Annotated in this window: 25 protein-coding genes and 1 pseudogene; 19 read left to right on the top strand and 7 right to left on the bottom strand. The window is 71.6% G+C overall.

The annotated features are described in order from the left end of the window. Positions 1-23: 23 nt before the first annotated feature. The 17 genes from ABZT17_RS24095 (at position 24) to ABZT17_RS24015 (ending at position 14,800) form a co-directional block, all read left to right on the top strand. Positions 24-818 (top strand): SDR family oxidoreductase, encoded by a 795-nt coding sequence (locus tag ABZT17_RS24095; protein ID WP_356351644.1) that lies wholly within the window; start codon positions 24-26, stop codon positions 816-818. Positions 819-936: 118 nt separating this feature from the next. Next, positions 937-2,073: an acyl-CoA dehydrogenase family protein gene (locus ABZT17_RS24090; protein WP_356351643.1), complete on the top strand. Its 1,137-nt coding sequence runs from the start codon at positions 937-939 to the stop codon at positions 2,071-2,073. A gap of 92 nt (positions 2,074-2,165) precedes the next feature. After that, positions 2,166-2,954 carry an enoyl-CoA hydratase/isomerase family protein gene (locus ABZT17_RS24085; protein WP_356351642.1) on the top strand — a complete coding sequence of 263 codons (789 nt, stop codon included), beginning with the start codon at positions 2,166-2,168 and terminating at the stop codon, positions 2,952-2,954. Further along, positions 2,939-3,310: an OB-fold domain-containing protein gene (locus ABZT17_RS24080; protein ID WP_356351641.1), complete on the top strand. Its 372-nt coding sequence runs from the start codon at positions 2,939-2,941 to the stop codon at positions 3,308-3,310. The genes ABZT17_RS24085 and ABZT17_RS24080 overlap by 16 nt, the downstream gene beginning before the upstream one ends. Continuing rightward, positions 3,307-4,455 carry a thiolase family protein gene (locus ABZT17_RS24075; RefSeq protein WP_356351640.1) on the top strand — a complete coding sequence of 383 codons (1,149 nt, stop codon included), beginning with the start codon at positions 3,307-3,309 and terminating at the stop codon, positions 4,453-4,455. Before ABZT17_RS24080 ends, ABZT17_RS24075 begins: the two co-directional genes overlap by 4 nt. Before the next feature lie 10 nt (positions 4,456-4,465). Next, the gene (locus tag ABZT17_RS24070; protein WP_356351639.1) at positions 4,466-5,677 is read left to right on the top strand and encodes an acyl-CoA dehydrogenase family protein; all 1,212 of its coding nucleotides are present in this window, start codon (positions 4,466-4,468) and stop codon (positions 5,675-5,677) included. After that, the gene (locus ABZT17_RS24065; RefSeq protein ID WP_356351638.1) at positions 5,674-6,645 is read left to right on the top strand and encodes a phosphotransferase family protein; all 972 of its coding nucleotides are present in this window, start codon (positions 5,674-5,676) and stop codon (positions 6,643-6,645) included. The genes ABZT17_RS24070 and ABZT17_RS24065 overlap by 4 nt, the downstream gene beginning before the upstream one ends. Before the next feature lie 12 nt (positions 6,646-6,657). Continuing rightward, positions 6,658-7,872, top strand: coding sequence for an acyl-CoA dehydrogenase family protein (locus ABZT17_RS24060; RefSeq protein ID WP_356351637.1), 1,215 nt, complete (start codon positions 6,658-6,660; stop codon positions 7,870-7,872). Continuing rightward, positions 7,869-8,645, top strand: coding sequence for an SDR family oxidoreductase (locus ABZT17_RS24055; RefSeq protein WP_356351636.1), 777 nt, complete (start codon positions 7,869-7,871; stop codon positions 8,643-8,645). Before ABZT17_RS24060 ends, ABZT17_RS24055 begins: the two co-directional genes overlap by 4 nt. After that, on the top strand, positions 8,642-9,406 hold the full coding sequence (locus ABZT17_RS24050; protein ID WP_356351635.1) for an SDR family oxidoreductase: 765 nt from the start codon (positions 8,642-8,644) through the stop codon (positions 9,404-9,406). Before ABZT17_RS24055 ends, ABZT17_RS24050 begins: the two co-directional genes overlap by 4 nt. Continuing rightward, positions 9,403-10,188 (top strand): enoyl-CoA hydratase-related protein, encoded by a 786-nt coding sequence (locus tag ABZT17_RS24045; protein WP_356351634.1) that lies wholly within the window; start codon positions 9,403-9,405, stop codon positions 10,186-10,188. Before ABZT17_RS24050 ends, ABZT17_RS24045 begins: the two co-directional genes overlap by 4 nt. Positions 10,189-10,311: 123 nt before the next feature. Beyond that, the gene (locus tag ABZT17_RS24040) at positions 10,312-10,938 is read left to right on the top strand and encodes a TetR/AcrR family transcriptional regulator (protein ID WP_356351633.1); all 627 of its coding nucleotides are present in this window, start codon (positions 10,312-10,314) and stop codon (positions 10,936-10,938) included. A 139-nt stretch (positions 10,939-11,077) separates the two neighbouring features. Then, on the top strand, positions 11,078-11,428 hold the full coding sequence (locus ABZT17_RS24035) for a nuclear transport factor 2 family protein (protein ID WP_356351632.1): 351 nt from the start codon (positions 11,078-11,080) through the stop codon (positions 11,426-11,428). Next, entirely contained in the window at positions 11,425-11,805 is a 381-nt protein-coding gene (locus ABZT17_RS24030) for a nuclear transport factor 2 family protein (protein WP_356351631.1), read from the top strand. Before ABZT17_RS24035 ends, ABZT17_RS24030 begins: the two co-directional genes overlap by 4 nt. Positions 11,806-11,814: 9 nt before the next feature. Next, entirely contained in the window at positions 11,815-12,135 is a 321-nt protein-coding gene (locus ABZT17_RS24025) for an EthD family reductase (protein ID WP_356351630.1), read from the top strand. Positions 12,136-12,218: 83 nt separating this feature from the next. Then, positions 12,219-13,751 (top strand): class I adenylate-forming enzyme family protein, encoded by a 1,533-nt coding sequence (locus ABZT17_RS24020; protein ID WP_356351629.1) that lies wholly within the window; start codon positions 12,219-12,221, stop codon positions 13,749-13,751. Then, positions 13,748-14,800 carry an MBL fold metallo-hydrolase gene (locus ABZT17_RS24015; RefSeq protein ID WP_356351628.1) on the top strand — a complete coding sequence of 351 codons (1,053 nt, stop codon included), beginning with the start codon at positions 13,748-13,750 and terminating at the stop codon, positions 14,798-14,800. The genes ABZT17_RS24020 and ABZT17_RS24015 overlap by 4 nt, the downstream gene beginning before the upstream one ends. Before the next feature lie 36 nt (positions 14,801-14,836). Here the strand turns inward: ABZT17_RS24015 and ABZT17_RS24010 are convergent, their stop codons facing one another. From ABZT17_RS24010 to ABZT17_RS23980, 7 genes are all read right to left on the bottom strand, one after another. After that, the gene (locus ABZT17_RS24010; RefSeq protein WP_356351627.1) at positions 14,837-15,586 is read right to left on the bottom strand and encodes an SDR family NAD(P)-dependent oxidoreductase; all 750 of its coding nucleotides are present in this window, start codon (positions 15,584-15,586) and stop codon (positions 14,837-14,839) included. Positions 15,587-15,633: 47 nt separating this feature from the next. Further along, positions 15,634-16,434 (bottom strand): SDR family NAD(P)-dependent oxidoreductase, encoded by an 801-nt coding sequence (locus ABZT17_RS24005; RefSeq protein WP_356351626.1) that lies wholly within the window; start codon positions 16,432-16,434, stop codon positions 15,634-15,636. A 132-nt stretch (positions 16,435-16,566) separates the two neighbouring features. Further along, the gene (locus ABZT17_RS24000) at positions 16,567-17,805 is read right to left on the bottom strand and encodes a SpoIIE family protein phosphatase (protein WP_356351625.1); all 1,239 of its coding nucleotides are present in this window, start codon (positions 17,803-17,805) and stop codon (positions 16,567-16,569) included. A gap of 430 nt (positions 17,806-18,235) precedes the next feature. Beyond that, complete coding sequence (locus ABZT17_RS23995) at positions 18,236-19,009, bottom strand: SDR family NAD(P)-dependent oxidoreductase (protein WP_356351624.1); 774 nt, start codon at positions 19,007-19,009, stop codon at positions 18,236-18,238. Between the two features lie 56 nt (positions 19,010-19,065). Then, entirely contained in the window at positions 19,066-19,635 is a 570-nt protein-coding gene (locus ABZT17_RS23990) for a TetR/AcrR family transcriptional regulator (RefSeq protein WP_356351623.1), read from the bottom strand. A gap of 149 nt (positions 19,636-19,784) precedes the next feature. After that, positions 19,785-20,192, bottom strand: a complete 408-nt coding sequence (locus tag ABZT17_RS23985) for a helix-turn-helix domain-containing protein (protein ID WP_356351622.1) — start codon at positions 20,190-20,192, stop codon at positions 19,785-19,787. Positions 20,193-20,512: 320 nt separating this feature from the next. Continuing rightward, entirely contained in the window at positions 20,513-21,028 is a 516-nt protein-coding gene (locus tag ABZT17_RS23980) for a helix-turn-helix domain-containing protein (protein WP_356351621.1), read from the bottom strand. A gap of 62 nt (positions 21,029-21,090) precedes the next feature. On the opposite strand from ABZT17_RS23980, the gene ABZT17_RS23975 reads away from it, so the two are divergent. Together ABZT17_RS23975 and ABZT17_RS23970 are read left to right on the top strand one after the other, a co-directional pair. Continuing rightward, positions 21,091-21,960 (top strand): alpha/beta hydrolase, encoded by an 870-nt coding sequence (locus tag ABZT17_RS23975; protein WP_356351620.1) that lies wholly within the window; start codon positions 21,091-21,093, stop codon positions 21,958-21,960. A gap of 367 nt (positions 21,961-22,327) precedes the next feature. Continuing rightward, positions 22,328-22,810, top strand: a pseudogene (locus ABZT17_RS23970) (transposase); the annotation flags it as partial. Positions 22,811-22,812: the final 2 nt, after the last annotated feature.

The raw sequence follows: 22,812 nt of genomic DNA, 5'->3' as shown, positions 1-22,812 counted from the left end.
CGGCCGGGAGGTGGTGACCGTACATGGACGGTGAGCATACGGGGCGCTTCGGCGGGCGGGTGGCGCTCGTCACCGGCGCGGGATCCGGCATCGGCGCGGCGGCCGCCCGGCGACTCGCCGCGCAGGGCGCCCGGGTTCTCGTGGCGGACATCGACGGCCAGGCGGCCCGGGCCGTCGCCAAGGAGCTGCCGCGGGCGCACCCCCTGACCGTCGACGTGGCCGAACCGGCCCAGGTCGACGAGGTGTTCGACGAGGCCGTACGGCGGCACGGGCGGCTCGACGTCGTCGTGCACGCGGCCGGCGTCGACGACCCCGCCGCCAAGGAGTGGATCGCGGAGGCGCTGCGCGCGGACCGGCCGCCGGAGGTGACGGCGCGGCTCGGCGACGAGGCCTGGCGCCGCGTCATGCGCGTCAACCTCGACGGCACCTTCCATGTGCTGCGCGCGGCCGTGCGGGTGATGGCGCCGCGCCGGTGCGGGGCCGTTGTCACCGTCGGCTCCTCCTCGGCCTTCGACACCCTGGTCGGCTACCCGCACTACGCGGCCTCGAAGGCCGGGGCCCATGCCCTGAGCCAGTCCGTCGCCAAGGAGGCGATCGCGTTCGGCGTCCGCGTCAACACGGTGGCACCCGGGCCGACCGAGACCGGCATGGCGGCGCGAACGCCAGCGGCGCTGCGGCAGGGCTTCGCGGACGGCCGGGTACGGCCTTACGCGACACCGGAGGAGATCGCCGACGTCGCCCTGTTCCTGGCGAGCGAGGAGGCGGCGAACCTCGTGGGCGCGGTGCTGCTGGCCAACGGCGGACGGTTCACGGTGTGAGCACCGAACCGCCGTGGGAAGCCGCCGGATCCCGGCGGACGGCGGCGCACGTCCCGCGCAGCCGCACGATGTCACAGCCCCGCGCCCCCTGGGAGGGGCGCGGCCGAGGGAGGTACGCATGTTCCGGCTCGACGCCGACTCCGCGCTGCTGCGGGAGACCGAGGAGCAGCGCCAACTGCGCTCCGTCCTGCGGGACTTCCTCACCGAGACCTGCGGACCGGAGGAGGTCCGCAAACAGGCCGACAGCCCGCGGGGCCACGACGAGGTGCTGTGGCACCGGCTCGCGGACGAGATCGGCGTCCATGGGCTCGCCGTTCCCGAGGAGTACGGCGGCGCCGGCGGCACGTTCGCCGAACTCGCCGTGGCGATGGAGGAGACCGGGCGCGTGCTGTGCCCGGCGCCGCTGCTGAGCACCGTCGTCCTCGCGGGGTACGCCCTGCTGGACAGCGGGGACCGGCAGGCCTGCGCGCGCTGGCTGCCGGGCATCGCCGACGGCACGCTCACCGCCACGGTAGCCGGGATCCCGCATCCGGGCGGTGTCACGGCCCAACAGGGCGCCGACGGCTGGGTGCTGCGCGGCGAGACCGATTTCGTGCCCGACGGAGCGGGCGCCGATCTGCTGCTGGTCGCGGCCCGGGTGCCGGACGGGGAGCGGTTGTTCGCCTGCGAGCCGGACCCCGCGACCTGCGAGCGTACGGCTCGTCGCGTCCTCGACCCGACCCGCCGGCAGGCGCTCGTCCGCTTCCGGGGAGCACCGGCCGAGCCGGTCGGTGAGCCCGGCCGGGCGCCGGAGACGGTCGCCGGGGTCCTCGACGCGGCACGGGCGGCGCTGGCCGCCGAGCACGTCGGCGGGAGTGCGCACGCCCTGGACGCCGTCCTCGCGCATGTGGTGCGCAGGACCCAGTTCGGGCGCCCCATCGGGTCCTTCCAGGCGGTCAAGCACCGGCTGGCCGACCTGCTCGTCGAGGTCGAGGGCGCGCGCTCGGCGGCGGCGTACGCGAGCGCCTGTCTGGCCGGGCGGCGGACGGACGAACTGCCGGTGGCGGCGAGCGCGGCCGCGGTGGCCTGCGCCGACGCCTACCGTCTGGCCACCGCCGAGTATGTGCAGCTGCACGGCGGCATCGGCTTCACCTGGGAGCACCCGGCCCACCTCTATCTGCGCCGGTCCCGGGCCGACGAGGCGCTGTTCGGCACCGGCGACGACCATCGTCTGCGCCTGGCCGGGCTGCTCGGGCTCACCGGCCGTACCGACTGACTTCTCGGGCCGACCGGCAGCGGTCGGTCCATTGACAGGGGCATCCACTGCCCACAGAATCGAACTCAATTCAGTTCAGTTTGGAGGAACTCATGGCAGTCGAGGACGAGATCCAGTTCGAGCGCGACGGACATGTGGCGCGGGTCTGGCTGAACCGCCCGCACAAGAAGAACTGCGTGACCGTGCCGATTCTCCAGCGGCTCGACGAGATCATCACCGAGGTCGACGCGGACTCGGAGCTGCGCGTGCTGATCCTGCGCGGACGCGGCAACACCTTCTGCTCCGGGTTCGACCTGGACAGCCTCAAGGCCGACTTCGTCGGCCGCTCCAACGCGATCGACGTCGCGGTGCTGTCGGCGAAGGTCTGCGACCGGCTGTACTCGATGAAGACGCCGTCGATCGCCGTCCTGGAGGGCCACGTCACCGCGGGCGGCTTCGAGCTGATGATCTCCTGCGACTTCGCGATCGCCGCGGACGACGCCCTGATCGGTGACTTCCACATCCGGCGCGCGCTGTTCGGCGGCGCCGGCCCGATCTACCGGGTGCCGCGCATGATCGGCGTCCGCAAGACCAAGGAGCTCATGCTCACCGGCAAGCTGCTCACCGGAGTCGAGGCGGCCGACTTCGACCTCATCAACGCCTCGGCCCCCGCCGACAAACTCGACGCCACCGTCGAGGAGTTCGCCGACCAGCTCGTCGACAAGAGCCCGTTCACCATGTGGATCACCAAGATGACCATCGACCGCAGCCTCGACGCCGACATCCAGTCGCTGATGGTCATGGAGCACCTCGCGGTCGGCGTGATGCTCAACTCCGAGGACGCCGCCGAGGGTGTGTCGGCGTTCCTGGAGAAGCGGGAGCCGCAGTGGAAGGGCCGCTGAGCGAAGTGCCGGAGACCGGGGGCCGGCTGCGCGGCTCCCGGTGCGCCGACTGCGCGGTGGCCGTCTACCCCGCCGACCCGGCGTGTCCGCGCTGCGGGGGACCGGCCGAGCCGGTCGTGCTCTCCGGCACCGGCACCCTGTGGACCTGGACCGTGCAGCACTACGCGCCCAAGTCCCCGCCCTACGTCCCACCCGCCGCCGGCTTCGCGCCGTTCACCGTCGGATACGTCGAACTGCCGGAAGGAGTACGGGTGTTGGCCAGGCTCGACATCCGGCCCGAGGACGCGGAGATCGGCATGCCGGTGACGCTGACGGCCGGCGACGGGGTGCCCAGGGGCACGGGAGCCGCCGTATGAGTGGCGACGACGTACTGGTCTGCGGCGCGGGGATCACCTCCTTCGCCCGTACGGAGGCGAGCGGCCGGCACCTGGCCGTGCAGGCGGTGCGGGCCGCCCTCGCCGACGCCGGACTGCCGTGGTCACGGGTGCGGGTCGCCTACGGCGGCAGCGACGCCGCCGGCAACGCCGACACCCTGGTCGCCGAACTGGGCCTGACCGGAGTGCCGTTCACCAATGTGCGCAACGGCTGCGCGACCGGCGGCAGCGCCCTGGTCTCCGCCGCCCACGCCATCCGCTCCGGCGCGGCGGACGTGGCGCTCGCCGTCGGCTTCGACAAGCATCCCCGAGGCGCCTTCGACCCACGGCCCGCCGACTGGGGGCTCGACGAGGCCTACGGCCGCGACGGGCTGATGGTGACCACCCAGTTCTTCGCCATGAAGATCCAGCGGTACATGCACGACCACGGCATCAGCGCCCGCACCCTCGCCCTGGTCGCCGAGAAGGCGTACGCGAACGGCGTGCTCAACCCGCACGCCTGGCGCCGCAAGCCGCTCGACGCGGACGAGATCCTGGCGTCCGGGATGGTCAACGACCCGCTGACCCGCTACATGTTCTGCTCGCCCGGCCAGGGCGCGGTCGCCCTGATCCTGTGCAGCCCCGCGGTGGCCCGCGAGATCGAGGCGAGGGTCGTCGCCCTGCGGGCAGCGGTCGTGCGCACCCGCCGGTTCGGCTCCTTCGAGGTGTTCAGCCCGTGGGCGCCCCCCGGAACCCCGACCAGCGTCAGCGCGGACGCCGCCCGAAGCGCCTTCGAGCAGGCCGGACTGGGGCCAAGGGACATCGACGTGTGCCAGCTGCAGGACACCGAGAGCGGCGCCGAGGTGATGCACCTGGCCGAGTGCGGGTTCTGCGAGCACGGCGAGCAGGAGTCGCTCATCCCGTTCGGGTCGACCGGGATCGGCGGCTCGCTGCCGGTCAACACCGACGGCGGATGCATCGCCAACGGCGAGCCCATCGGCGCCTCCGGACTGCGCCAGGTCCACGAGATCGTGCAGCAGCTGCGCGGCCGGGCCGGCGAACGACAGGTGCCCGGCGATCCGCGGACCGGCTTCACCCATGTGTACGGGGCGCCCGGCGTCAGCGCCTGCACCGTGCTGACCCGTTGAGAGGAGGACCATGGACGGCATACCCGGCCCGGACGAGTTCCGGGCGCAGGCCCGCAGCTGGCTGAGGACCGTGGCACCGGCGCGCGCCACCCACCTGGAGTGGGGCCGAGGCGACGACTCGGTGGCCGTCTTCGAGAACTGGACCGAGGACGAGGAACGCGCCCACACCGAGCGGACACGGGCCTGGGAGCGCGTCCGCCACGACCAGGGCTGGGGCTCGCTCTCCTGGCCGGCGGAGTACGGAGGACGCGAACTCCCCGCGCACTACGAGCAGTTGTACCGAGCCGAGGAGTCGGCGTTCGACGTACCGCGGCGCACCGAGATCTTCCCGGTCACGCAGCAACTCGTCGCCCCCGCCCTGCGTATCTGGGGCACCGAGGAGCAGAAGCGGCGCCTGCTGCGCCCCCTGCTGCGCACCGACGAACTCGCCTGTCAGCTCTTCTCGGAGACCGAGGCGGGTTCCGACCTCGCTGCCGTCCGCACCCGGGCCGTGCGGGAGGACGACGGCTGGAGGCTGAACGGCCACAAGATCTGGACCTCCGGAGCCCGGGTCGCGACCTGGGGCGTGGCCGTCTGCCGGACCGACCCCGAGGTGCCCAAGCACGCGGGCATCACGGTCTTCCTGGTCCGGATGGACGAGCCGGGCGTGACCGTACGGCCCATCCGGCAGATGACCGGCGGCTCCAGCTTCAACGAGGTCTACCTGGACGACGTGTTCGTCCCCGACTCCGACCGGCTCGGACCCGTCGGAGAGGGCTGGCGGGTCGCCCTCACCGTGCTCGCCGCCGAACGCCTCGACTCCGGCGGACTCGGCCTGGACAACGCCGACCGCGCCCTCGACCTCGCCCGGCACCTGCCCCGACCGCTGAACAACGGCGAACGGCAGCAGGCGGCAGGTCTGTTCGTCCGCGCCCTGGTCCAGCGGCTCATCGCCGTACGGGTCACCTCGGCGCTGGCGGCCGGCCGCGAACCCGGCGCCGAGGCTTCCGTGGGCAAGCTCCACGCCACCGCGACCATGCGCGCCACCACCGACCTCGTCCAGCAACTCCTCGGGCCGCGGCTGGCCGCCGACACGGGGGAGTGGGGCACGTTCGCCTGGACCGAGCACCTCCTCGGCGCACCCGGCTACCGCATCGCCGGCGGCAGCGACGAGATCCAGCGCAACATCCTCGCCGAACGCGTCCTCGGACTGCCCAAGGAGCCGAAGGGAGCCGGGCGTTGAGCACCACGACAGAATTGAGCGAACTCGCCGACCGGGTCCGCGGGCGACTGACTCCACGGCACCCCGACACGCCCCTCGGCGACCTGCGCACCCTGCCGGGCGGCCACTCCGGGCTCACCTACCGCATCGCGGCCGGACCGGTGTCGTACGTCATCAAGGCGGTGCCACCCGGTCGGCGTCCCTCCGGCCGCAACGACGTGCTGCGGCAGGCACGGATCCTGCGCGCCCTCGCCGGATCGACCGTCCCCGTGCCGGAGGTCGTCGCCGTCGACGAGACCGAACCGGCCTGGTTCGCCATGGAGTTCGTGGACGGCGAGGCGATCGAACCGGTCCTCGACGAGCACCGGCTCGACCCGGGACTGTGCCGGACACGGATGCTGGCCCTGGCCCGCGTACTGCGCGATCTGCACGACACGAAAGCGCCGGACGCCGCCGAAGCGCTCGATCCGGCAGCGGAGTTGGACCGATGGAGCCGCACCATGCGCGCGGTGCCGGCCGAACTCCGCCCCGGAGCCGAGAATGTGCTGGAGGCACTCGCCTCCCGTGTCCCGGACGGCGTTCCTCCGGTGCTCACCCACGGCGACTTCCGCCTCGGCAACGTCCTGTGCCGGGGCGAACGACCGGCCGCGGTCGTCGACTGGGAGATCTGGGGACCCGGCGATCCGCGCATCGACCTCGCCTGGTTCCTCCTCTTCGCCGACCACCGCAACTTCCCCCGGCTGGGCCGCGCCGTCCCCGGTCTGCCCACCGAGCGGGAACTGCTCGACGCCTACCTCGACGGCCGCCCCGAACCCCCTGCCCTCGACTGGTTCCGGGCCCTGGCCCGCACCAAGATGGCCGCGATCATGGGTCACAACCTGCGCCGGCACCGTGAGGGCACCCACCTCGACCCCGACCAGGAGCGGCTGCCGCCGACCATCGCGGCGATGATCCGCTCGGCCCACGGCATCCTCGCCCGACGGCCCTGAAGGAGCGCCACCATGGATTTCGCACTCTCCCCTCGGGCCGACGAACTCCGTTCGCGCATGGCCGCGTTCATGGAGGAGTACGTCCTGCCCGCCGAGCCGGTCCACGACCGGCAGCTCGCCGAGGCCGACGACCCGCACGAACTCCCGCCCGTCATGCGCGAGTTGAAGGAGAAGGCTCGGGCCGAAGGGCTGTGGAACCTCTTCCTCGCGCACGGCGACTGGGGCGCGGGCCTCACCAACCTCGAGTACGCGCCGCTGGCCGAACTCGCCGGACGCTCGGTGATGGGGCCCGAGGTGTTCAACTGCTCCGCGCCCGACACCGGCAACATGGAACTGCTCGCCCTCTTCGGCACACCCGAGCAGCAGGACCGCTGGCTGCGGCCGCTGCTCTCCGCCGAGATCCGGTCGTGCTTCGCCATGACCGAGCCCGAGGTGGCCAGCTCCGACGCCCGCAACATCCGCACCCGGATCACCCGCGACGGCGACGAGTACGTCGTCAACGGGCACAAGTGGTACACGTCCGGAATCCTCGATCCGGACTGCCGGCTGATCATCCTCATGGGCGTCACCGACCCGGACGCGCCGACGTACCGACAGCAGAGCATGCTGCTCATCCCGCGCGACACCCCGGGCATCACCGTCCTGCGCGATCTCCCCATGTTCGGCTACACCGACCGCTGCGGCCACGGGGACGTGCTCTTCGAGGACGTACGCGTGCCCGTCTCGGCGCTCCTCGGCGGAGAGGGCGAGGGATTCGCCCTGGCGCAAGGGCGGTTGGGTCCCGGACGGATGCACTACGCCATGCGGGCGGTCGGATTCGCCGAGCGGGCACTGGAGTTGATGTGCCGCCGGACCCTGACCCGCAGCGCCTTCGGCGGCAGGCTCGCCGAACAGGGCGTCGTCCGGGAGTGGATCGCCCGCAGCCGCATCGAGATCGAGCAACTGCGGCTGCTGGTCCTGAAGTCGGCCTGGCTGATGGACACCTCCGGCAACGCGGCCGCCCGGACGGAAGTCGCCGCGATCAAGGTGGCCGCCCTGGAGGTCGCGCACCGGGTGGTCGACCGCGCGGTCCAGGCGCACGGGGCCGCGGGGGTCAGCGACGACACCGTCCTGGCCCGGCTGTACGCCATCACCCGGGCCCTGCGGATCGCGGACGGACCGGACGAGGTGCATCTGCGGACCGTGGCCCGGCGTGAACTGGCCAAGTACCCCGAGGAGTCGGCATGAACGGACGACAACTGGACGGCCGGGTAGCCGTCGTCACCGGCGGCTCCCGGGGCATCGGCCTCGGAATCGCCAAGGCGTACCGGGAGGCGGGCGCCCATGTGGTCATCGCCTCCCGCAAAGCGGAAGGGCTGGCCGCCGCACGCGAGGAACTGCTGCGGATCAAGGGGGACGGCGAGATCCACGAGGTCGTCGCCAACGTCGGCGAACCCGAGGACGCCGAGGCCTGCGTCGCGGAGACCATGTCCAGCCTGGGCCGACTCGACGTCCTGGTCAACAACGCGGCCACCAACCCCTACATGGGCGACCTCCTCGGCCTGGATCTGCCGCGCGCGGAGAAGACCGTACGGGTCAACCAGTACGGCATGCTCGCCTGGACCCGGTACGCCTGGCAGGCGTGGATGAGCGAGCACGGGGGAGCGGTGGTCAACATCGCCTCCGTCGGCGGGCTGATCGTCGATCCGCACATCGGCTGGTACAACGCCACCAAGGCCGCCATGCTCCACATGACCCGCCAACTCGCCTACGAACTCGGGCCGATGGCGCGCGTGAACGCCATCGCGCCCGGACTGATCAAGACGGAGCTGGCCCGCGCCGTGTGGGAGCCGCGCGAGCCCGTCCTGACCGCGAGGCTGCCGCTGCGCAGGCTCGGGACGGTGGAGGACGTGGCGCACGCCGCCGTCTTCCTCGCGTCCGAGGCATCGGCCTGGATGACGGGTCAGACGCTGGTCCTGGACGGCGGGGCCACCGTGCTGCCGATCGGGGTGGACGCGTGACGCCCGAACTGTTCTCGCTGCGGGGGCGGACCGCCGTGGTGACCGGGGCCTCCTCGGGGCTCGGGGCTCGGTTCGCCACGGTCCTCGCGTCGGCCGGCGCCAGCGTGGTCGCCGCCGCGCGGCGACCGCACAAGCTCAAGGAACTCGCCGCCGACGACCCCAGGATCCACCCCGTCGTCTGCGACGTCTCGCGCGAGGAGGACCGGCTCCGGCTGATGGGGACCGCGCTCGACGCTACCGGCCGGATCGACGTCCTGGTGAACAACGCCGGCGCGCCGGGCGCCGTACGCGCGGAGGACGAGAGCGCGGAGGACTTCGCGGGGGTGCTGGACGTGAACCTGGTGGCTCCGTTCCACCTCGCGCGGCTCCTGGCCGAGGCGCCGGTCGCGGACCGCGGCCGTACCCGATCGGTCATCAATGTCTCCTCCGTCCTGGGACTGGTCTCCGGTGCGCCGCTGGGAGGCGCGGCCTACGCGGCGTCCAAGGCCGGGCTCGTCGGGCTGACCCGGGAACTGGCGGGACAGTGGGGGAGGTCGGGGGTGCGGGTGAATGCGCTCGCACCCGGCTGGTTCCGGTCGGAGATGACGGATGAGCTGTTCTCCGACGAACGCTCACGGCGCTGGGTGGAACGCGGCACGATGCTCGGGCGCGGCGGGGAGCGGGGGGAGCTGGACGGGGCGCTGCTCTATCTGGCCTCGGACGCGTCCTCGTACTGCACCGGGCACGTGCTCACCGTGGACGGCGGATGGACGGCGCGATGAGGGTCACGGTCGAGGTCGACGACGACGGGCTGGCGCGGATCGACATGTGCCGGGGAGCGGGCAACGCGATCGATCTGGCGATGGCGCGGGCGCTGCTGGACGCCGCGCGGGAGTGCGAGAAATCGCGGGTCCGGGCGGTGCTGCTCACCGGGCGAGGGCGGTCCTTCTGCGTCGGCGGCGACCTGAAGGAGTTCGCCGAGCTGTCGGGCGGCCGGTTGGCGGAGCATCTCACCGAGGTCACCGACGCGCTCCACGGGGCGCTGCGGATCCTCGCCGGCCTGGACGCCCCGCTGGTGGTCGCCGCCCAGGGAGCCGTCGCGGGGGCGGGTCTGGGCCTGCTGGCGGCGGCGGACGTCAGCCTCGCATCGACTGACGCGGGTTTCACGGCCGCCTACACCGCGATCGGGTACACACCGGACGCAGGGGTCAGCTGGTCCCTGCCCCGGCTGGTCGGACCCCGACGCGCGCTGGACCTGCTGCTGACAAACCGGCGCGTGACGGCCGAGGAGGCGCTGGGGCTGGGGCTGGTCGGCCGGGTCGTCGCCCCGGAGCGGCTGACCGAGGAGGCCGTGGGCACGGCCCGGGCACTGGCCCGTGGAGCCACGTCGGCGTACGGAGTGACCCGCCGCCTGGTCACCCGGGCACTCACCACCGACCTCGCCGGGCACCTCGACGAGGAGTCCCGTCACCTGGCGGCCGCGGCGGTGTCGGCGGAGGGCAGGGAGGGCGTGGCTGCGTTCCTCGCGGGGCGCCGACCGGACTTTCGGGGGCTCGATGGGTGAGGGGCCGGAGCCCTTTCCCGTCGGCATCCGTCCTGTCCCCGATTCGTGACCGACTTGAACTTGGGTCTACTCTCGGACGACCGGACGGTGATCGGAATCGTCCGTGAAGAAGAGGGAGTGGCGATGGCGAGGGCGCGGATCGTGGATCCGGAGGAGGGGCCCAGGTCGAAGCGCGGCGCGATTCTCGTGGCCGCCGTGGAGCGGTTCGGGGAGGACGGCTACGAGAACACCAAGTGGTCGGAGGTCGCCGACCGCGTCGGCATCGGGCAGACCGCCCTCTACCACTACTTCGAGTCCAAGGCCCACTGCCTGCTCACCATCATGCGCCTCGAACTCCAGCGCTCACACGACCAGTTCGTCGAGGCCACGAAGGACGAGACGGAACCGGTGGAGGAACTGCGCGCCGCCGTGCGCACCGCCTTCGCCGTCACCGAGCACGAGATCCGCCAGATGCGCATCCTGCAGGCCAACATGTCGCTGCTCGCCACCCCGCGGAAGTCCAAGCGCGAGGAGACCGAACGCGTCGCGGCCCGCCAGCTGGTGCAGATGGTCGAGCGGGACTGGACCAACCTGCTGATGCGCGGCATGTCCAAGGGCGCCTACCCGGTCCGCGACGCGCACACCCTTGGCCTCGCCGTCCTCGGCATGATCGTCAGCGTCTGGCGCTGGTACCGCCCGAGCGGGGCGATCCCCCTGTCGGAGATCAGCGAGATGATCGAGGGTTGTGTGGTGCGGATGGTCGCGGAATAGGCCTGAGCATCGCGGAAAGAAGCCGCCGCCCCGCTCAACAGGTCTCGGCCCCGCCCCTTGTCGGCGGCGGGGCGGCTGCCTTACAGTCAAACTGAACTGAACTCAGGTTGTTTATGGCGCTGAGGGAGAGCGATCGGCAATGGTGATTCGCGAATACATGGCCAGGATGGACGGCCACGACCCGGACAAGGCCCTCGAACTCCTGGAACCGGACTTCCGGTTCCTCATCTCCCTCCCCGGCGGTCAGCACACCGGCACCTCCCGCGAGGACTTCACCGAATACATCGCCGGCCGCGCTGCGGTGGACCGCCGGCACGAGATCGTCCGGTACACGGTCGACGGGGACGTCGAGACGGCGTACGGCTTCGTCGTCGATGAGGGCGTGACGACCGGGGCCTTCCTCTCCGCCGCGCAGGTGTCGCCCGCCGGGCTGATGGCGCGCTACCAGTCGTTCTTCACTCCCGATTTCGACCTCGTGGACCGGCCGTGAGCGCGCCGGCCACCTCCGCCGCCCCGTTCCTGACCACCTGGTTCGGGATCCTCGACAGCGACGACGCCGACCGCATCCTGGACCTGATCAGCGAGGACTTCTCCTTCTCGATCCTCTTCTCCACCGGGGGCGACGCCGGCACCGACTTCCACGGCGGACGGGCCGAGATGGAGGGCTACCTCGCCCAGCGTGAGGTGGGCGTACGCACCCACCACCTGCTCACCGCCTCCACGGTCGGCCGGGACGAGCTGTATCTCGGCGAGGTCCGCAGGTCGGGCGTACCGGAGGCGACCTTCGTGGCCTCGGCCCGACTGGACGACGAGGGCCGGGTACGGCGGCTGCTGATCGGGCGCTCGCCCGCGGTTCTGTTCACCTGAGGAGGCGCGATGTACAACCTGGTGCTGCTGGCCGCCCGGCCGCCCGAGTGGACCCACGAGCGGTTCATCGCCTGGTGGCGCGGCGATCACGCCGAACTCGCCCGGCGGCTGCCCGGTCTCAGGGCCTGGCGGCACACCGACCTCGACGCCGCCCTCGAACCGCGCTCGGAGGGCTGGGACGGCCTGTCCGTGCTGAGTTTCGACACCCCCGAGGACCTGCGCACGGCACTCCGGAGCCCCGAATGGGCGGCGGCCGTCGCCCAGGTCGGCGACATGCGCGGACGCCGGATCGCCGTCATGGGCGGCGAGATGGAGATGTACGGCGGCTGAGCCCGCCCGGGGCCGAGTCCCCGGGCCGACCCCGCCCACCCTCCTACGCGCGGTGGGCCCTTCGCGACGAGGCGAGGAAGCGGATGCGACAGACAGTGCGGGAGTTCCAGCAACGGTCCCAGGAGGCCGACTTCACGGCCGTCGTCGACGACCACGGACGTCACGGCGCGCGCGATCTGCTGCGGCGGGCGAGTGAGCTGGCCGAGGCGATGACCCCGGACGGCACGCCGGGCGGCACCGTGCTGCTCCAGGCCGACAACTCCTGGCGCACGGTCGCCGCGACGCTCGCCGTCGGACTGACCGGCGGGGTCCTGGCCCTCGTCAACCGGCACACCACCCGCGCCGAGTTCACCGCCGCCCTGGAGGACATCCGCCCGGACGTGCTGATCGCCGAACCGTCCGCGATCGAGGACTGGGGTGGCGCGGGAGCGCTGCCGGACGCGTCGGCGACGCAGGCCCTCGACGGCTGGACCGTCCTGGCCGGCCGGGGCCCGCGCGATGTCTCCCGGTGGTCCGGCGGTGCCGTCATCGGTCTGACCTCCGGCTCCACCGGCCGCCCCAAGGGTGTCGTCCAGTCGGAGAGCGCCCTGCGCTACGCGTGCACGTGCACCGCCGAGGTCAACGGTCTGCGCGAGGGGGACGCGGTCGCCGCCGTAGTCCCGCTCTCCTCCACCGCCGCCTACTGCTTCGGGGTCTGCCTCGCGCTGATGCTGGGCGGGCCGCTCGTCCTGTCCGGGCGGTGGGACCGCGAGGAGGCGCTCGCGCGCATGGCCGCCCATGAGGCCCGGTGGACGATGTGCGTGCCCACGATGGCCCTCCAGATGGGCTCCGCCGCCGCCGGTTCGAAAGTCCTCGACGGGGTCCGCTCGATCACCGTCGGCGGCGGCCCCATGGACCGCGGAGCCCTCGCTCGTGCCGAACGCTCCCTGGGGACGACGATCCTGCGCGTCTTCGGCATGTCCGAGTGCCTCGGCCACACCTCTCCCCGGCCCGACGACCCTGAGGAGGTGCGTCTTGGCCGCGACGGACGGCCCTTCCCCGGCACCGACCTCCGGGCCGTGGCCGCCGACGGCACCGTCCTGGGGCCCGGCACGACCGGCCGCGCCCAGGTCCGCGGCCCGTCGCTCTTCCTCGGCTACGCCCGCGACGGCAAGGTCGAACCGCCGGCCCTCACCCCGGACGGCTTCTTCCCCACCGGCGACCTGCTGATGACCGCCGAGGACGGCACGGTCACCGTCATGGGCCGGGAGAAGGACGTCATCATCCGCGGCGGACGCAACCTCGACATCACCGAGATCGAGCGCGCCGTCGCCGCCCACCCGGCGGTGGCGCGCGCCTGCGTGGCCCCCGTCCCCGACCCGCTCCTAGGCGAACGCGCCGCCGTGCTCGTGGTGGTGGAGGACGGACACGCCGAACTCGGCCTCGACGAGATCACCGCACACCTCGCCCGCACCGGTCTGTCCAAGGCCAAGTGGCCCGAGTTCCTCTTCACCGTCCACGAACTGCCGCAGACCACCGTCGGCAAACTCGACCGCTCCGGCGCCCGCGCGCTCGTCCACGACCTGCACGCGAGGCTCGCCCCCCACCCCGAACAGCACCGCCGAGGAGATGCATGACCACCCCCACGACCCACAGCCCCCGTTTCGACCGCGGCCGCTGGGCGCACCCCGGACCGGAGACCGTGGGACCCGGCGTCCACCGCATTCCACTCCCGCTACCGGACGACGGCCTGCGCGCCGTCAACGTCTACGCGCTGGAGGGGCTGACGGAGGGGCTGGTCCTCATCGACGGAGGATGGTCGATCCCCGAGTCCCGCACGGCACTTGAGGACGCGCTGGGCGAACTCGGCCACGACCTCGGCGAGATCAGCCACGTCCTGGTGACTCACATCCACCGCGACCACTACACCCAGGCCGTCGAACTGCGCCGGCTGCTCGGCTCCCGGGTCTACCTCGGCGCGGGCGAGCGTCGCGGCCTGGAGCTGCTGGGCGAGCTGCGCACCGACGAGCCGATCGGCTCGCTGGCCACCCTGCACGCGGCCGGCGCCCACGAACTCGCCGGGCGGGTCGCCGCGATGTACGACGGCGACTTCGACGCCACCGTCTGGGAGGCCCCCGACCGCTGGCTCCAGGCCGAGGAACTCCACTTCGGCGACGTGCGCCTGACGGTCGTTCCGACACCCGGCCACACCCAGGGCCACGTCGTCTACCTCGACCAGGCACGCGGACTGCTGTTCTCCGGCGACCACGTCCTGCCGCACATCACCCCCTCCATCGGCTTCGAACTCGGCGGCCCCGCCCTGCCGTTGGGCGACTACCTCGACTCACTGCGGCTGATGACCACACTCACCGACGCCCGGCTGCTGCCCGCGCACGGCCCGGTCGGCGACAGCGTGCACACACGGGTCGGGGAACTCCTGGCCCACCACGACGACCGTCTCGCCGAGACACTGGCCGCCCTCGACGGCCGTACCCGGACCGCGTACGAGGCGGCGGGGGAGCTGGGATGGACCCGCCGACGGGTCCCCTTCTCCAAGCTCGGACCGTTCGACCAGATGCTCGCCGTCAACGAGACGGCGGCGCACCTGGACGTGCTGGTGGCCCGGGGAAGGGCCGACCGCACGCGGACCGACGAGGTCAACCGGTATACGCCCGTGGGTGGTTGACGGGTCCGCTCACGGGGCGGTCCAGCCGCCGTCGACTCACCGCGCGGTCCAGCCGCCGTCGACGTAGAGCTCGGATCCGGTCATGAAGCTCGACTCGTCCGAGGCGAGGAAGGCCACGGCGGCCGCCACCTCCTCGGGCGTGCCGAGCCGGCCGAGCGGCGTCCCCTCGAGCATCGCGGCCAACCGGGGTGTGTCGCGCCACAGTTCGCGCGAGCGCGGTGTCTCGATGAACCCGGGATGCAGGGAGTTCACCCGGACACCGCGCTTCGCCCAGTGCAGCGCGGCGTTCTTCGTCATCAGACGCACGGCTCCCTTGGCCGCGTGGTACGAGAACTGGGCGCCGAACCCGCCGACCGTGCCGAAGATCGACGCGACGTTGACGATGGAGCCGCCGCCGGCCCGCTCGATCGACGGCCCGGCGTGTTTCATGCCGAGCCAGACACCCGTCTGGGTCACCCCGAGGACCTGCTCCCAAGACTCCATGGTCTCGGTCACGACCGTGTTCATGCTGGCGATGCCGGCGTTGTTCACCAGCACGGACAACTCGCCCCGCCGGGCGCTCACCTCGGCGACGACCTCCTGCCAGGCCGCCTCGTCGGAGACGTCCAGGGCCAGTCCCAGGGCGCCGCCCCCGACCTCCTCCGCGAGCTTCTCGCAGCGGTCGGCGTCGAGGTCGGTCACCACGACCGCCGCGCCCTCGGCCGCGAGCCTGCGCACGACGGCGTCGCCGATGCCTCCCGTGGCACCGGTCACCAGCGCGGTCCTTCCAGCCATCCTGGAGTGCATCGGATCCCCTTGCGTCTCGGCCCACGTCTTGGCCATGTCGGTGGTGGTCAGTCCCGTACGCCGAGCCAGGCGAGCGCCCCGCCGTCGATGACGTACGACGACCCCGTGATGAACGCGGCGTCGTCGGAGGCGAGGAAGCACGCCAGCGCGGCGACCTCCTCCGGGCGTCCGAGCCGCTCCACCAACTGGGGCGCGGTCAGCTCGCGTTCGGCGGCCTCGGGATCGGTCGCGGTGGCGAGGAAGTCCCGGGTGAGCCGCGTCTCGATGACACCGGGGCAGAAGCAGTTGCAGCGCACCGGGGCCAGGTCGACGGCGGTGACCTTGGTCAGATGGATGACGCCGGCCTTGGTGACGCCGTAGGCGGGTGCGTTGGCGAAGCCGGTGAGGCCGGAGACGGAGGCGGTGTTGACGATGGCGGGCCCGCGCGTGGAGCGGCGCAGATGCGGTGCGGCGAACTTGGTCGTCAGCCAGACCGCCTTGAGGTTGACCTCGTAGACCGCGTCCCAGACCTCCTCCGGGAGGGCGTCGACACCGCGGTCCGGTTCGGCCGTGAACGCGGTCTCGATCACCCCGGCGTTGTTGACCAGGACATCGAGTCCGTCGAAGCGCTCCGCGGCTCGCGTGACCATGCCGGCGATGTCGTCGCGGACGCGCAGATCGCAGACGATCGGTTCCGCGCGGGCCCCGGCGGCGCGTACCAGGGCCGCGGTCTCGGCGGCGGTCTCCGCGTCGCGGTCGGCGACGGCCACGGCTGACGCGCCCCGACGGGCCAGCTCCACGGCGATCGCCCGCCCGATGCCCTGCCCCGCGCCGGTGACCAGTGCGGTCTTGCCGTCCAGGGAACCCACTGCTCCACCCTCCCGAGCCGCTACCCATGAAATGAACTGAACTAGCTTCAATTCATCGGAGTCTACGGTCGGCTGAGCGGGGGCGACAAGCCCCGGGCGGACTGAACCCGATTCCGGCCGTTGAGGGTGAACTCAGAGCCGCAGGACGACCAGGGCGGTGTCGTCGGTGCTGCCGGTCGCGGGGAGGAGGTCTGCCAGCAGGGCGTCGGCCAGGGGCTCCGGGTCGGCGTGGCGATGGCGGGCGAGGGAGTCGGCGAGGCGGGCCAGACCGACGTCGATGTCCTCGTCACGCCGCTCGATCAGGCCGTCCGTGTAGAGGACCAGGGTGGCGCCCTCGGTGAAGGACACGGTGGCCTGGAGGCGGGGGAGATGCTCGGGGCGTGCGCCGAGCGGCGGATCGGTGGCCTGGTCCAGGAAGGTCACGGTGCCTTCGGGGTCCACCAGGGCGGGCGGTGGATGTCCGGCGCTGCTGTAGGTGATGGTGTGGCTGTCCCAGTCGACGAAGGTCTTGACCGCCGTCGTCGACTCGGCCCCTTCGACGTAGCGGGCATACAGCCCCAGCGCGTCCAGCGCCTGCGCCGGGCCCTCCACGACCCGGGAGGCCGAGCTCAGCGCGCTGCGCAGCTGGCCCATGACGCATGCGGCCGCGAGACCGTGGCCGACGACGTCGCCGACGGCCAGTGCGATCCGGTCGCCGGGGGTGGGCAGGTCGACCAGGTCGTACCAGTCGCCGCACACGTTGAGCGCGCCGATGGCGGGCCGGTAGCGCACGGCCGTCCGGTGCTGCTCGATCGGCCGCGGGGCGGGCAGTAGCGCCGCCTGCAGTGCCAGCGCCACCTCACGTTCGCGTGCGTGCGCCTGGCGAAGGCGTTCGTTGACTTCCTGCAGCTCACGCGCGCGTGTGTAGAGCTCCGCCTCCAGGACGCGGGCCTGCCGGTCGCTGCTGCCGGTGCCGCCGCGGGCCCGGATGAGCTCCGTGACCTCCTCCACCCGGTGGGCGATGAGGGTCACTTTCCCGTCCGCGCCGAGGATGGGCGCGTTGACCGGGCTCCAGTAGTGCTCCTGCCAGTGGCCGGGCCGCTCCGGGTCCTCGATGTCGTAGCGCTGCAGGGCCATGGTGTCGCGCTCGCCGGTGGCGACCGCCCGCAGCATGGAGGCCTTCACGTCTCGCATGCCGGCGGCCGCCGGGTCGTTCGGGTTCTCCGGGAAGACGTCGAAGATGTAGCGGCCCACCAACTGCTCGCGGGTGCGTCCGGACAGGCGCTGGAAATCCTCGTTGGCGTCGGCGTACACCAGGTCGGGGGTCAGCAGGGCCACCATGCCCGGTAGGCCTCGGAAGACCGCCGCGTAGTCGATCTGCGGTTCCGTCATGCACTGCCTGCCTCGCCCCGAGCCGTTATATGAGTGATTTTCCACGATAGAGGGCAAAAGGCCGCGGGGGTGCGGGAGTGCTCCGTCCGGGGGCAGTCGGTTGACGCGGTGCCGGCGGCGGAGGGCGGCCGCACGGGCCCGGCCGGGCCACCCTCCTGGGACCGGCTCCACCCGGGAACCCTGGACCAGAAGGGCCCAAAGTTGAAAGTGAGCGGGAGCCGGCGGAGTCGCCCACCGTGGTGGTGATCGAGGCGGGACCCGCCGGGATGACCGTAGCCGGCCGGTTGCGCCGCCGCGGCGTCGACTGTGGGGTTTCCGGAGCGGCGCATCCGCGAGTCCGTGAAGCAGCCGCAGCGGGCAGGGATCGTGGAGACAGGGCACGGCGGCGGGCAGCCGCGCGCCTCGACGCCCAGGGCACGCTGGTCATCGCTCAGTGGGGCCAGGGGGCGGTGCCGCCGTCGACGCCGAGGGCCATGCCGGTGACGTAGCTCGCGCGGTCGCTGAGGAGCCAGGCGGCGGCTTCGGCGATCTCGTCCGGCCGGCCAGGGCGGCCGAGGGCGGCGAGGGAGCTGAGGCGCTCGACGATGCCCGGGTCGCGCTGCTGCCAAGCGACCATCATCTCGGTCATCGTGGCGCCGGGCGCGATCGCGTTGACACGGACACCGTCGCGGCCGTATTCGGCGGCGGCTGCTCGGCTCATGGCGATGACGGCGGCTTTCGTCGCCCCGTACACGCTCTGCCCGGCGGCGCCGAAGGTGCCACCGATGCTGCTGACGTTGACGATCGAGCCACCGGCGGTTCCCTCCGCGGTCATCGCCTGAAGTTCGGCGCGCATCGCCAGCCATACGCCCTTGAAGTTGGTCTCGAGGACGGAGTCGAAGGTCTCGTCGGTGACCTCGGCGAGGCGGCCGCCGCCCTGGCTGCGGCCCGCGTTGTTCAGAGCGCCGTCGAGGCGCCCCCACTCCTCGACGGCGGCCGTGACGGCTCGCTGTATCTCTTCGGCGTCGGTGGTGTCGGTCTGAATGGCGAGGACGTTGCCTCCGCCGGCGGTGATGTCCTTGGCGACACGCTCGAGTTCGGGCTTGCGGCGGGCGGTGATGACGACGTTCGCGCCTTCGCGGGCGAACAGAAACGCGGCGGACCTGCCGATACCGGACGAGGCGCCGGTGATGAGGATGGTCTTGCCCGCGAGCAGGTCAGTCATGGTCGTTGCTCCGTTGTGAGGGTTGTCAGTCGATCCGGGGGCGGATCGCCCATCGGTCAACCGTGTGCCGGGTCGCCGACGAGCGCCTTGATGAGAGCGTCGCGGACGACGACGGACGTCAAGTCGTTGTCGTCGCTTCCAGGGTTCGCGGCGACGGCATGGGCGACACCGCGTAGGGCCGCGCGGAGCGCGTTCGTCGCCAGCGCCGCGGTGATCCCGGGCCGGAGGGCGCCCATTTGCTCAAGCTGGTCGAACCCGGCGCGCAGGAGTGCACCGCTTCGTTCAACCTGTCCTGGCAGCGGGCCCGATGTCGGGTACATCGCCGGGTAGAGACCGGGGTAGGCGAGTGCGAACGCGACGTGCGCGTCCCATCCAGCGGCGAGCCGGGTGCGCGGATCCGCGTCGTCGGTGGCGACAACGGCGTCCTTGCGGTGGAAGTACTCCTCGAACGCGAGATCGACGACCGCTCGGATCAGGCCTGCCCGGTCGCCGAAGTGGTGGTACAGCGACGGAGCCTGTACACCTGCGGCGGCGCAGACCGCGCGCGTGGAGACCGCGTCGACACCGTCGCGCGTGGCGATCTCGAATGCCGCCGCAAGCATGCGCCCGCGGGCGTCACCGACCATGTTCTGTAGCACGGCTACAGACTATAGCACCGCTATAGGAGCCCTGTATAAATCCCACACCCCTTGTCCCTTTTTGCAGGTCAAGCCGCTTCGGCGATCGGAGGGTCAGATGCAAGCGGCGGTCAGGCTTGCCGTGCCTCGGGTGACCCTCACCGCTTCGTTCGTGACGCCTCGGCGTCGGACACGCTCTGGTGGTCTCGGATCTCGCGGTGGTGATCGGCGGGCCAGGCGGCCAGGTACAGGACCGTGGACAGCAGCGAGGTGCCCAGGTCGGTCAGGGAGTGCTCGAATCGGGGCGGAACCTCCGGGTATGCGGTGCGGTTCACGATCCCGCTGCGCTGGAGGTGCTTGAGGGTGAGGGTGAGCATGCGCGGGGAGATGCCGGGGATCGCTTCCGCGAGCTCGGAGTAGCGCACCGGGCACTCGGCGAGCGTGCCGATGATCAGCACGCTCCACTTGTCACCGACCCTGTCGAGGATCTCGCGGATGAAGTTCGTCGCCGCGCTGTCCCAATGCGCGCGAGCGGTTGTCCGGCTCGACGGTCGGGAAACCGCCACCGGCGGGCGGTGTTGATGTTGTCCCGGCTGTCGAGGTTGCCGGTCCCGCGGCCTGCGTCTGGGCGACCGCGGAGGCATCAGCCGGATACGCCGCCGCCCCCTCCCTCCGGCAGGTGCTCACCCTGGCGGGCCCAGACGCGGCCGTACTCGTCCTGACTGCGACCGCGACCGCAGCCGTGCTCGCGGTGCGGCGAAGCAGACCGCACCAGTAAGAGGTCGCGCAGATAGGCGGCAGGCGGGCTCGGCTTGCAGACGGGACAGGCACAGGGTTCGCGATCATGGAGTTGCGCACTCTCTGTGATCGCTGACCTGTGTTGTCCTTATGGCCGGCCGAATCGCTGCGGTGTCGGCGGCTTGCTGGCGGTGGCTGCGGGCGTCGACGCGTCGCAGGCGGGAGCGGCTGCTCGAAGCGCAGCGGTCAGGTAACGGTGAACGATGTCCAGTTCACCCGAGGTGAAGTCCTCGGCCGCATCGACGAGGTTGGCGATGAGCGAGCCGAAGAAGGACCAGCCCAGCTCCACGGCCTTCCGCTCGACCGTCAGCATGACGCGGCGCCGGTCGTTTTCATCGCGCTTGCGACAGACGAGCCCCAGGCGCTCCAACCGGTCGAGCAGGGCAGTAGTGCCCGCCGAGTTGAGCCGCAGCGCCGCACCGAGCCGTCCCGGGGTGACGCCGGTGCCTGCCCGGTCGGCGTCAAGCAGGTGAATGAGGGCCCGCAGATCGGTGGGGTGCAGGCCGTTTCGCGCGGCGAACTCCGCGGCGCGCAGATCGAATTCCACGGTCACTGCGCGCAGTAGATGGACCAGCCGCATCGCGGGGTTGTTGTCATCGCTCACCGGGCTAGTATCTCGCCGAGCGAGAGAATTGGTCAACGAGATGATTCCCCGGAGGGTTCGTAATGTCCTCATCCCAAGAGTTCTTCGCGGCCTACGACGCAATGCTCGCCCGCTGGCCCACTGGTACCACCGAGATCGACGTTCCCACCCCATACGGCATCACCCGCGTCCATGCCTACGGCCCGGCCGGAGCCACCCCCGTTCTCCTCCTGCATGGCGGCGGTTCCACCGGCGCCGTCTGGTTCGCCAATGCCCCGGCACTCGGCACGCACCACCGGGTGCTGGCCGTCGACATCCTCGGCGACGCCGGACACAGCATCCCCAGCGGGCGCCCGCTGCGCACAACCACCGACCTGATGGCCTGGTTGGACGCGCTGCTCGACGGCCTCACTGTTTCCCGCGTGCACCTCCTGGGTCATTCCTACGGCGGCTGGATGGCCCTCACCTACGCCCTGCACGCCACACAGCGAGTGGATCGGCTGGTACTGCTCGACCCGACCCAGTGCTTCGCCAACTTCCGCCCGGGTTTCCTGCTGCGCTCGCTGCCGATACTGCTCCGCCCGACGCAAGCCCGCGCAGGCGCGTACCTGGACCGTGAAACGGCGGGCACGGACACCGACCCGGGCTGGAAGCGGCTCTACGCCTTGGCGGTCTCCGGCTTCACGAACCGGAAACTGGTCGTCGGCCGCCGCCCTGACCCCACCGCACTGAGCGTCCCGCTCCTGGTCCTTCTCGCCGGCCGCAGCGACGCCCACGACGCCGCGAAAGTCGCGGTCCGCGCCCGCAAGGCCGTACCGGATGCCCGGATCGAGATCCTCACCGAACTCACCCACTTCGCTATGCCCACCGCAGTGCCCGCGCAGACGAACCGCCGGATCAGCGACTTCCTGGCAGACAACCACGAGAAGCAAGCCGCCTTGGGCGCGGTTTAAGTGGCTGTTGTCGTTCCGATCTTGAGGAGTGTTGGCCGAACGGGAGCTTCGATCGGGAGTCCTTGCCCCAACCCGGCTGGTCCGCTCCGTGACCTGGGCGCGGCGGCCCGATTGCAGGTCCGGGTCCGGACCCGGCAGCCCCCAGCAGCCCAGACCACGACCCGCCACGATCATCTGCTGGCTCAGAGGCATGTTGATCACGCCGATAGCAGGCCCGTGCTCGTCCTCGTAGGCGAGATCGTTCGAGACAGCGGCACTCGGTGGGCGAAGTACTTCGTGCCGTTGATGAGGTCGATGATCCATCGCCGTCCTGATAACCCGCTGGTCGCACCGCCCTTCTCTCCGAAGATCCCGTCGTCCGGCACTGGCCGGGCGTTCCGCGGTCGACCGCGGTAAACAGGGCCTGAAACGCTCTGGTATGACGGACGGTTACGGCATTCCGCTGGGCCGCGTCCTGGCCGGAGCCAACCGCCACGACTCCCCGCTGCTCGCCCCGACCCTGGACCGCCTGGACGACCTCCAACCGTTACCCGACGACATCACCGTCCACCTGGACGCCGGCTACGACTCCGACAAGACCCGCACCCTGCTCGACGAACGCGGCCTGCACGGCCGGATCGCGCACAAAGGCGAGAAGGCGCCGAGCCAGGCAAGTCGGAGGTGGCACGTTGAGCGCACCCATGCCAGGCAGAGCGCCTTCCACCGTCGCGCCCGCTGCTACGAGCGCCGCCGGGCCACCGTCATCCAAGCCTTCTTCGACCTCGCCGACACGACCATCACCGTACGTAGCCTGATCCGCCAGGCATGGACGACCCACCGCTGGGAGGAACGCCCGCACCGCTGCCCATGAGT

It is taken from the genome of Streptomyces sp. NPDC005648, assembly GCF_040605395.1.
Taxonomy (GTDB): Bacteria; Actinomycetota; Actinomycetes; order Streptomycetales; family Streptomycetaceae; genus Streptomyces.
Note: the sequence above shows the minus strand (reverse complement) of the source record. Positions and strands in the feature narration are given on the sequence as shown.

Bases quoted from the DNA above. Each gene is read 5' to 3' on its own strand.
- ABZT17_RS24095 (WP_356351644.1), top strand. From the start codon at position 24: ATGGACGGTGAGCATACGGGGCGCTTCGGCGGGCGGGTGGCGCTCGTC.
- ABZT17_RS24090 (WP_356351643.1), top strand. From the start codon at position 937: ATGTTCCGGCTCGACGCCGACTCCGCGCTGCTGCGGGAGACCGAGGAG.
- ABZT17_RS24085 (WP_356351642.1), top strand. From the start codon at position 2,166: ATGGCAGTCGAGGACGAGATCCAGTTCGAGCGCGACGGACATGTGGCG.
- ABZT17_RS24075 (WP_356351640.1), top strand. From the start codon at position 3,307: ATGAGTGGCGACGACGTACTGGTCTGCGGCGCGGGGATCACCTCCTTC.
- ABZT17_RS24070 (WP_356351639.1), top strand. From the start codon at position 4,466: ATGGACGGCATACCCGGCCCGGACGAGTTCCGGGCGCAGGCCCGCAGC.
- ABZT17_RS24060 (WP_356351637.1), top strand. From the start codon at position 6,658: ATGGATTTCGCACTCTCCCCTCGGGCCGACGAACTCCGTTCGCGCATG.
- ABZT17_RS24055 (WP_356351636.1), top strand. From the start codon at position 7,869: ATGAACGGACGACAACTGGACGGCCGGGTAGCCGTCGTCACCGGCGGC.
- ABZT17_RS24045 (WP_356351634.1), top strand. From the start codon at position 9,403: ATGAGGGTCACGGTCGAGGTCGACGACGACGGGCTGGCGCGGATCGAC.
- ABZT17_RS24040 (WP_356351633.1), top strand. From the start codon at position 10,312: ATGGCGAGGGCGCGGATCGTGGATCCGGAGGAGGGGCCCAGGTCGAAG.
- ABZT17_RS24035 (WP_356351632.1), top strand. From the start codon at position 11,078: ATGGTGATTCGCGAATACATGGCCAGGATGGACGGCCACGACCCGGAC.
- ABZT17_RS24025 (WP_356351630.1), top strand. From the start codon at position 11,815: ATGTACAACCTGGTGCTGCTGGCCGCCCGGCCGCCCGAGTGGACCCAC.
- ABZT17_RS24020 (WP_356351629.1), top strand. From the start codon at position 12,219: ATGCGACAGACAGTGCGGGAGTTCCAGCAACGGTCCCAGGAGGCCGAC.
- ABZT17_RS24015 (WP_356351628.1), top strand. From the start codon at position 13,748: ATGACCACCCCCACGACCCACAGCCCCCGTTTCGACCGCGGCCGCTGG.
- ABZT17_RS24010 (WP_356351627.1), bottom strand. From the start codon at position 15,586: ATGCACTCCAGGATGGCTGGAAGGACCGCGCTGGTGACCGGTGCCACG.
- ABZT17_RS24000 (WP_356351625.1), bottom strand. From the start codon at position 17,805: ATGACGGAACCGCAGATCGACTACGCGGCGGTCTTCCGAGGCCTACCG.
- ABZT17_RS23995 (WP_356351624.1), bottom strand. From the start codon at position 19,009: ATGACTGACCTGCTCGCGGGCAAGACCATCCTCATCACCGGCGCCTCG.
- ABZT17_RS23990 (WP_356351623.1), bottom strand. From the start codon at position 19,635: ATGGTCGGTGACGCCCGCGGGCGCATGCTTGCGGCGGCATTCGAGATC.
- ABZT17_RS23975 (WP_356351620.1), top strand. From the start codon at position 21,091: ATGTCCTCATCCCAAGAGTTCTTCGCGGCCTACGACGCAATGCTCGCC.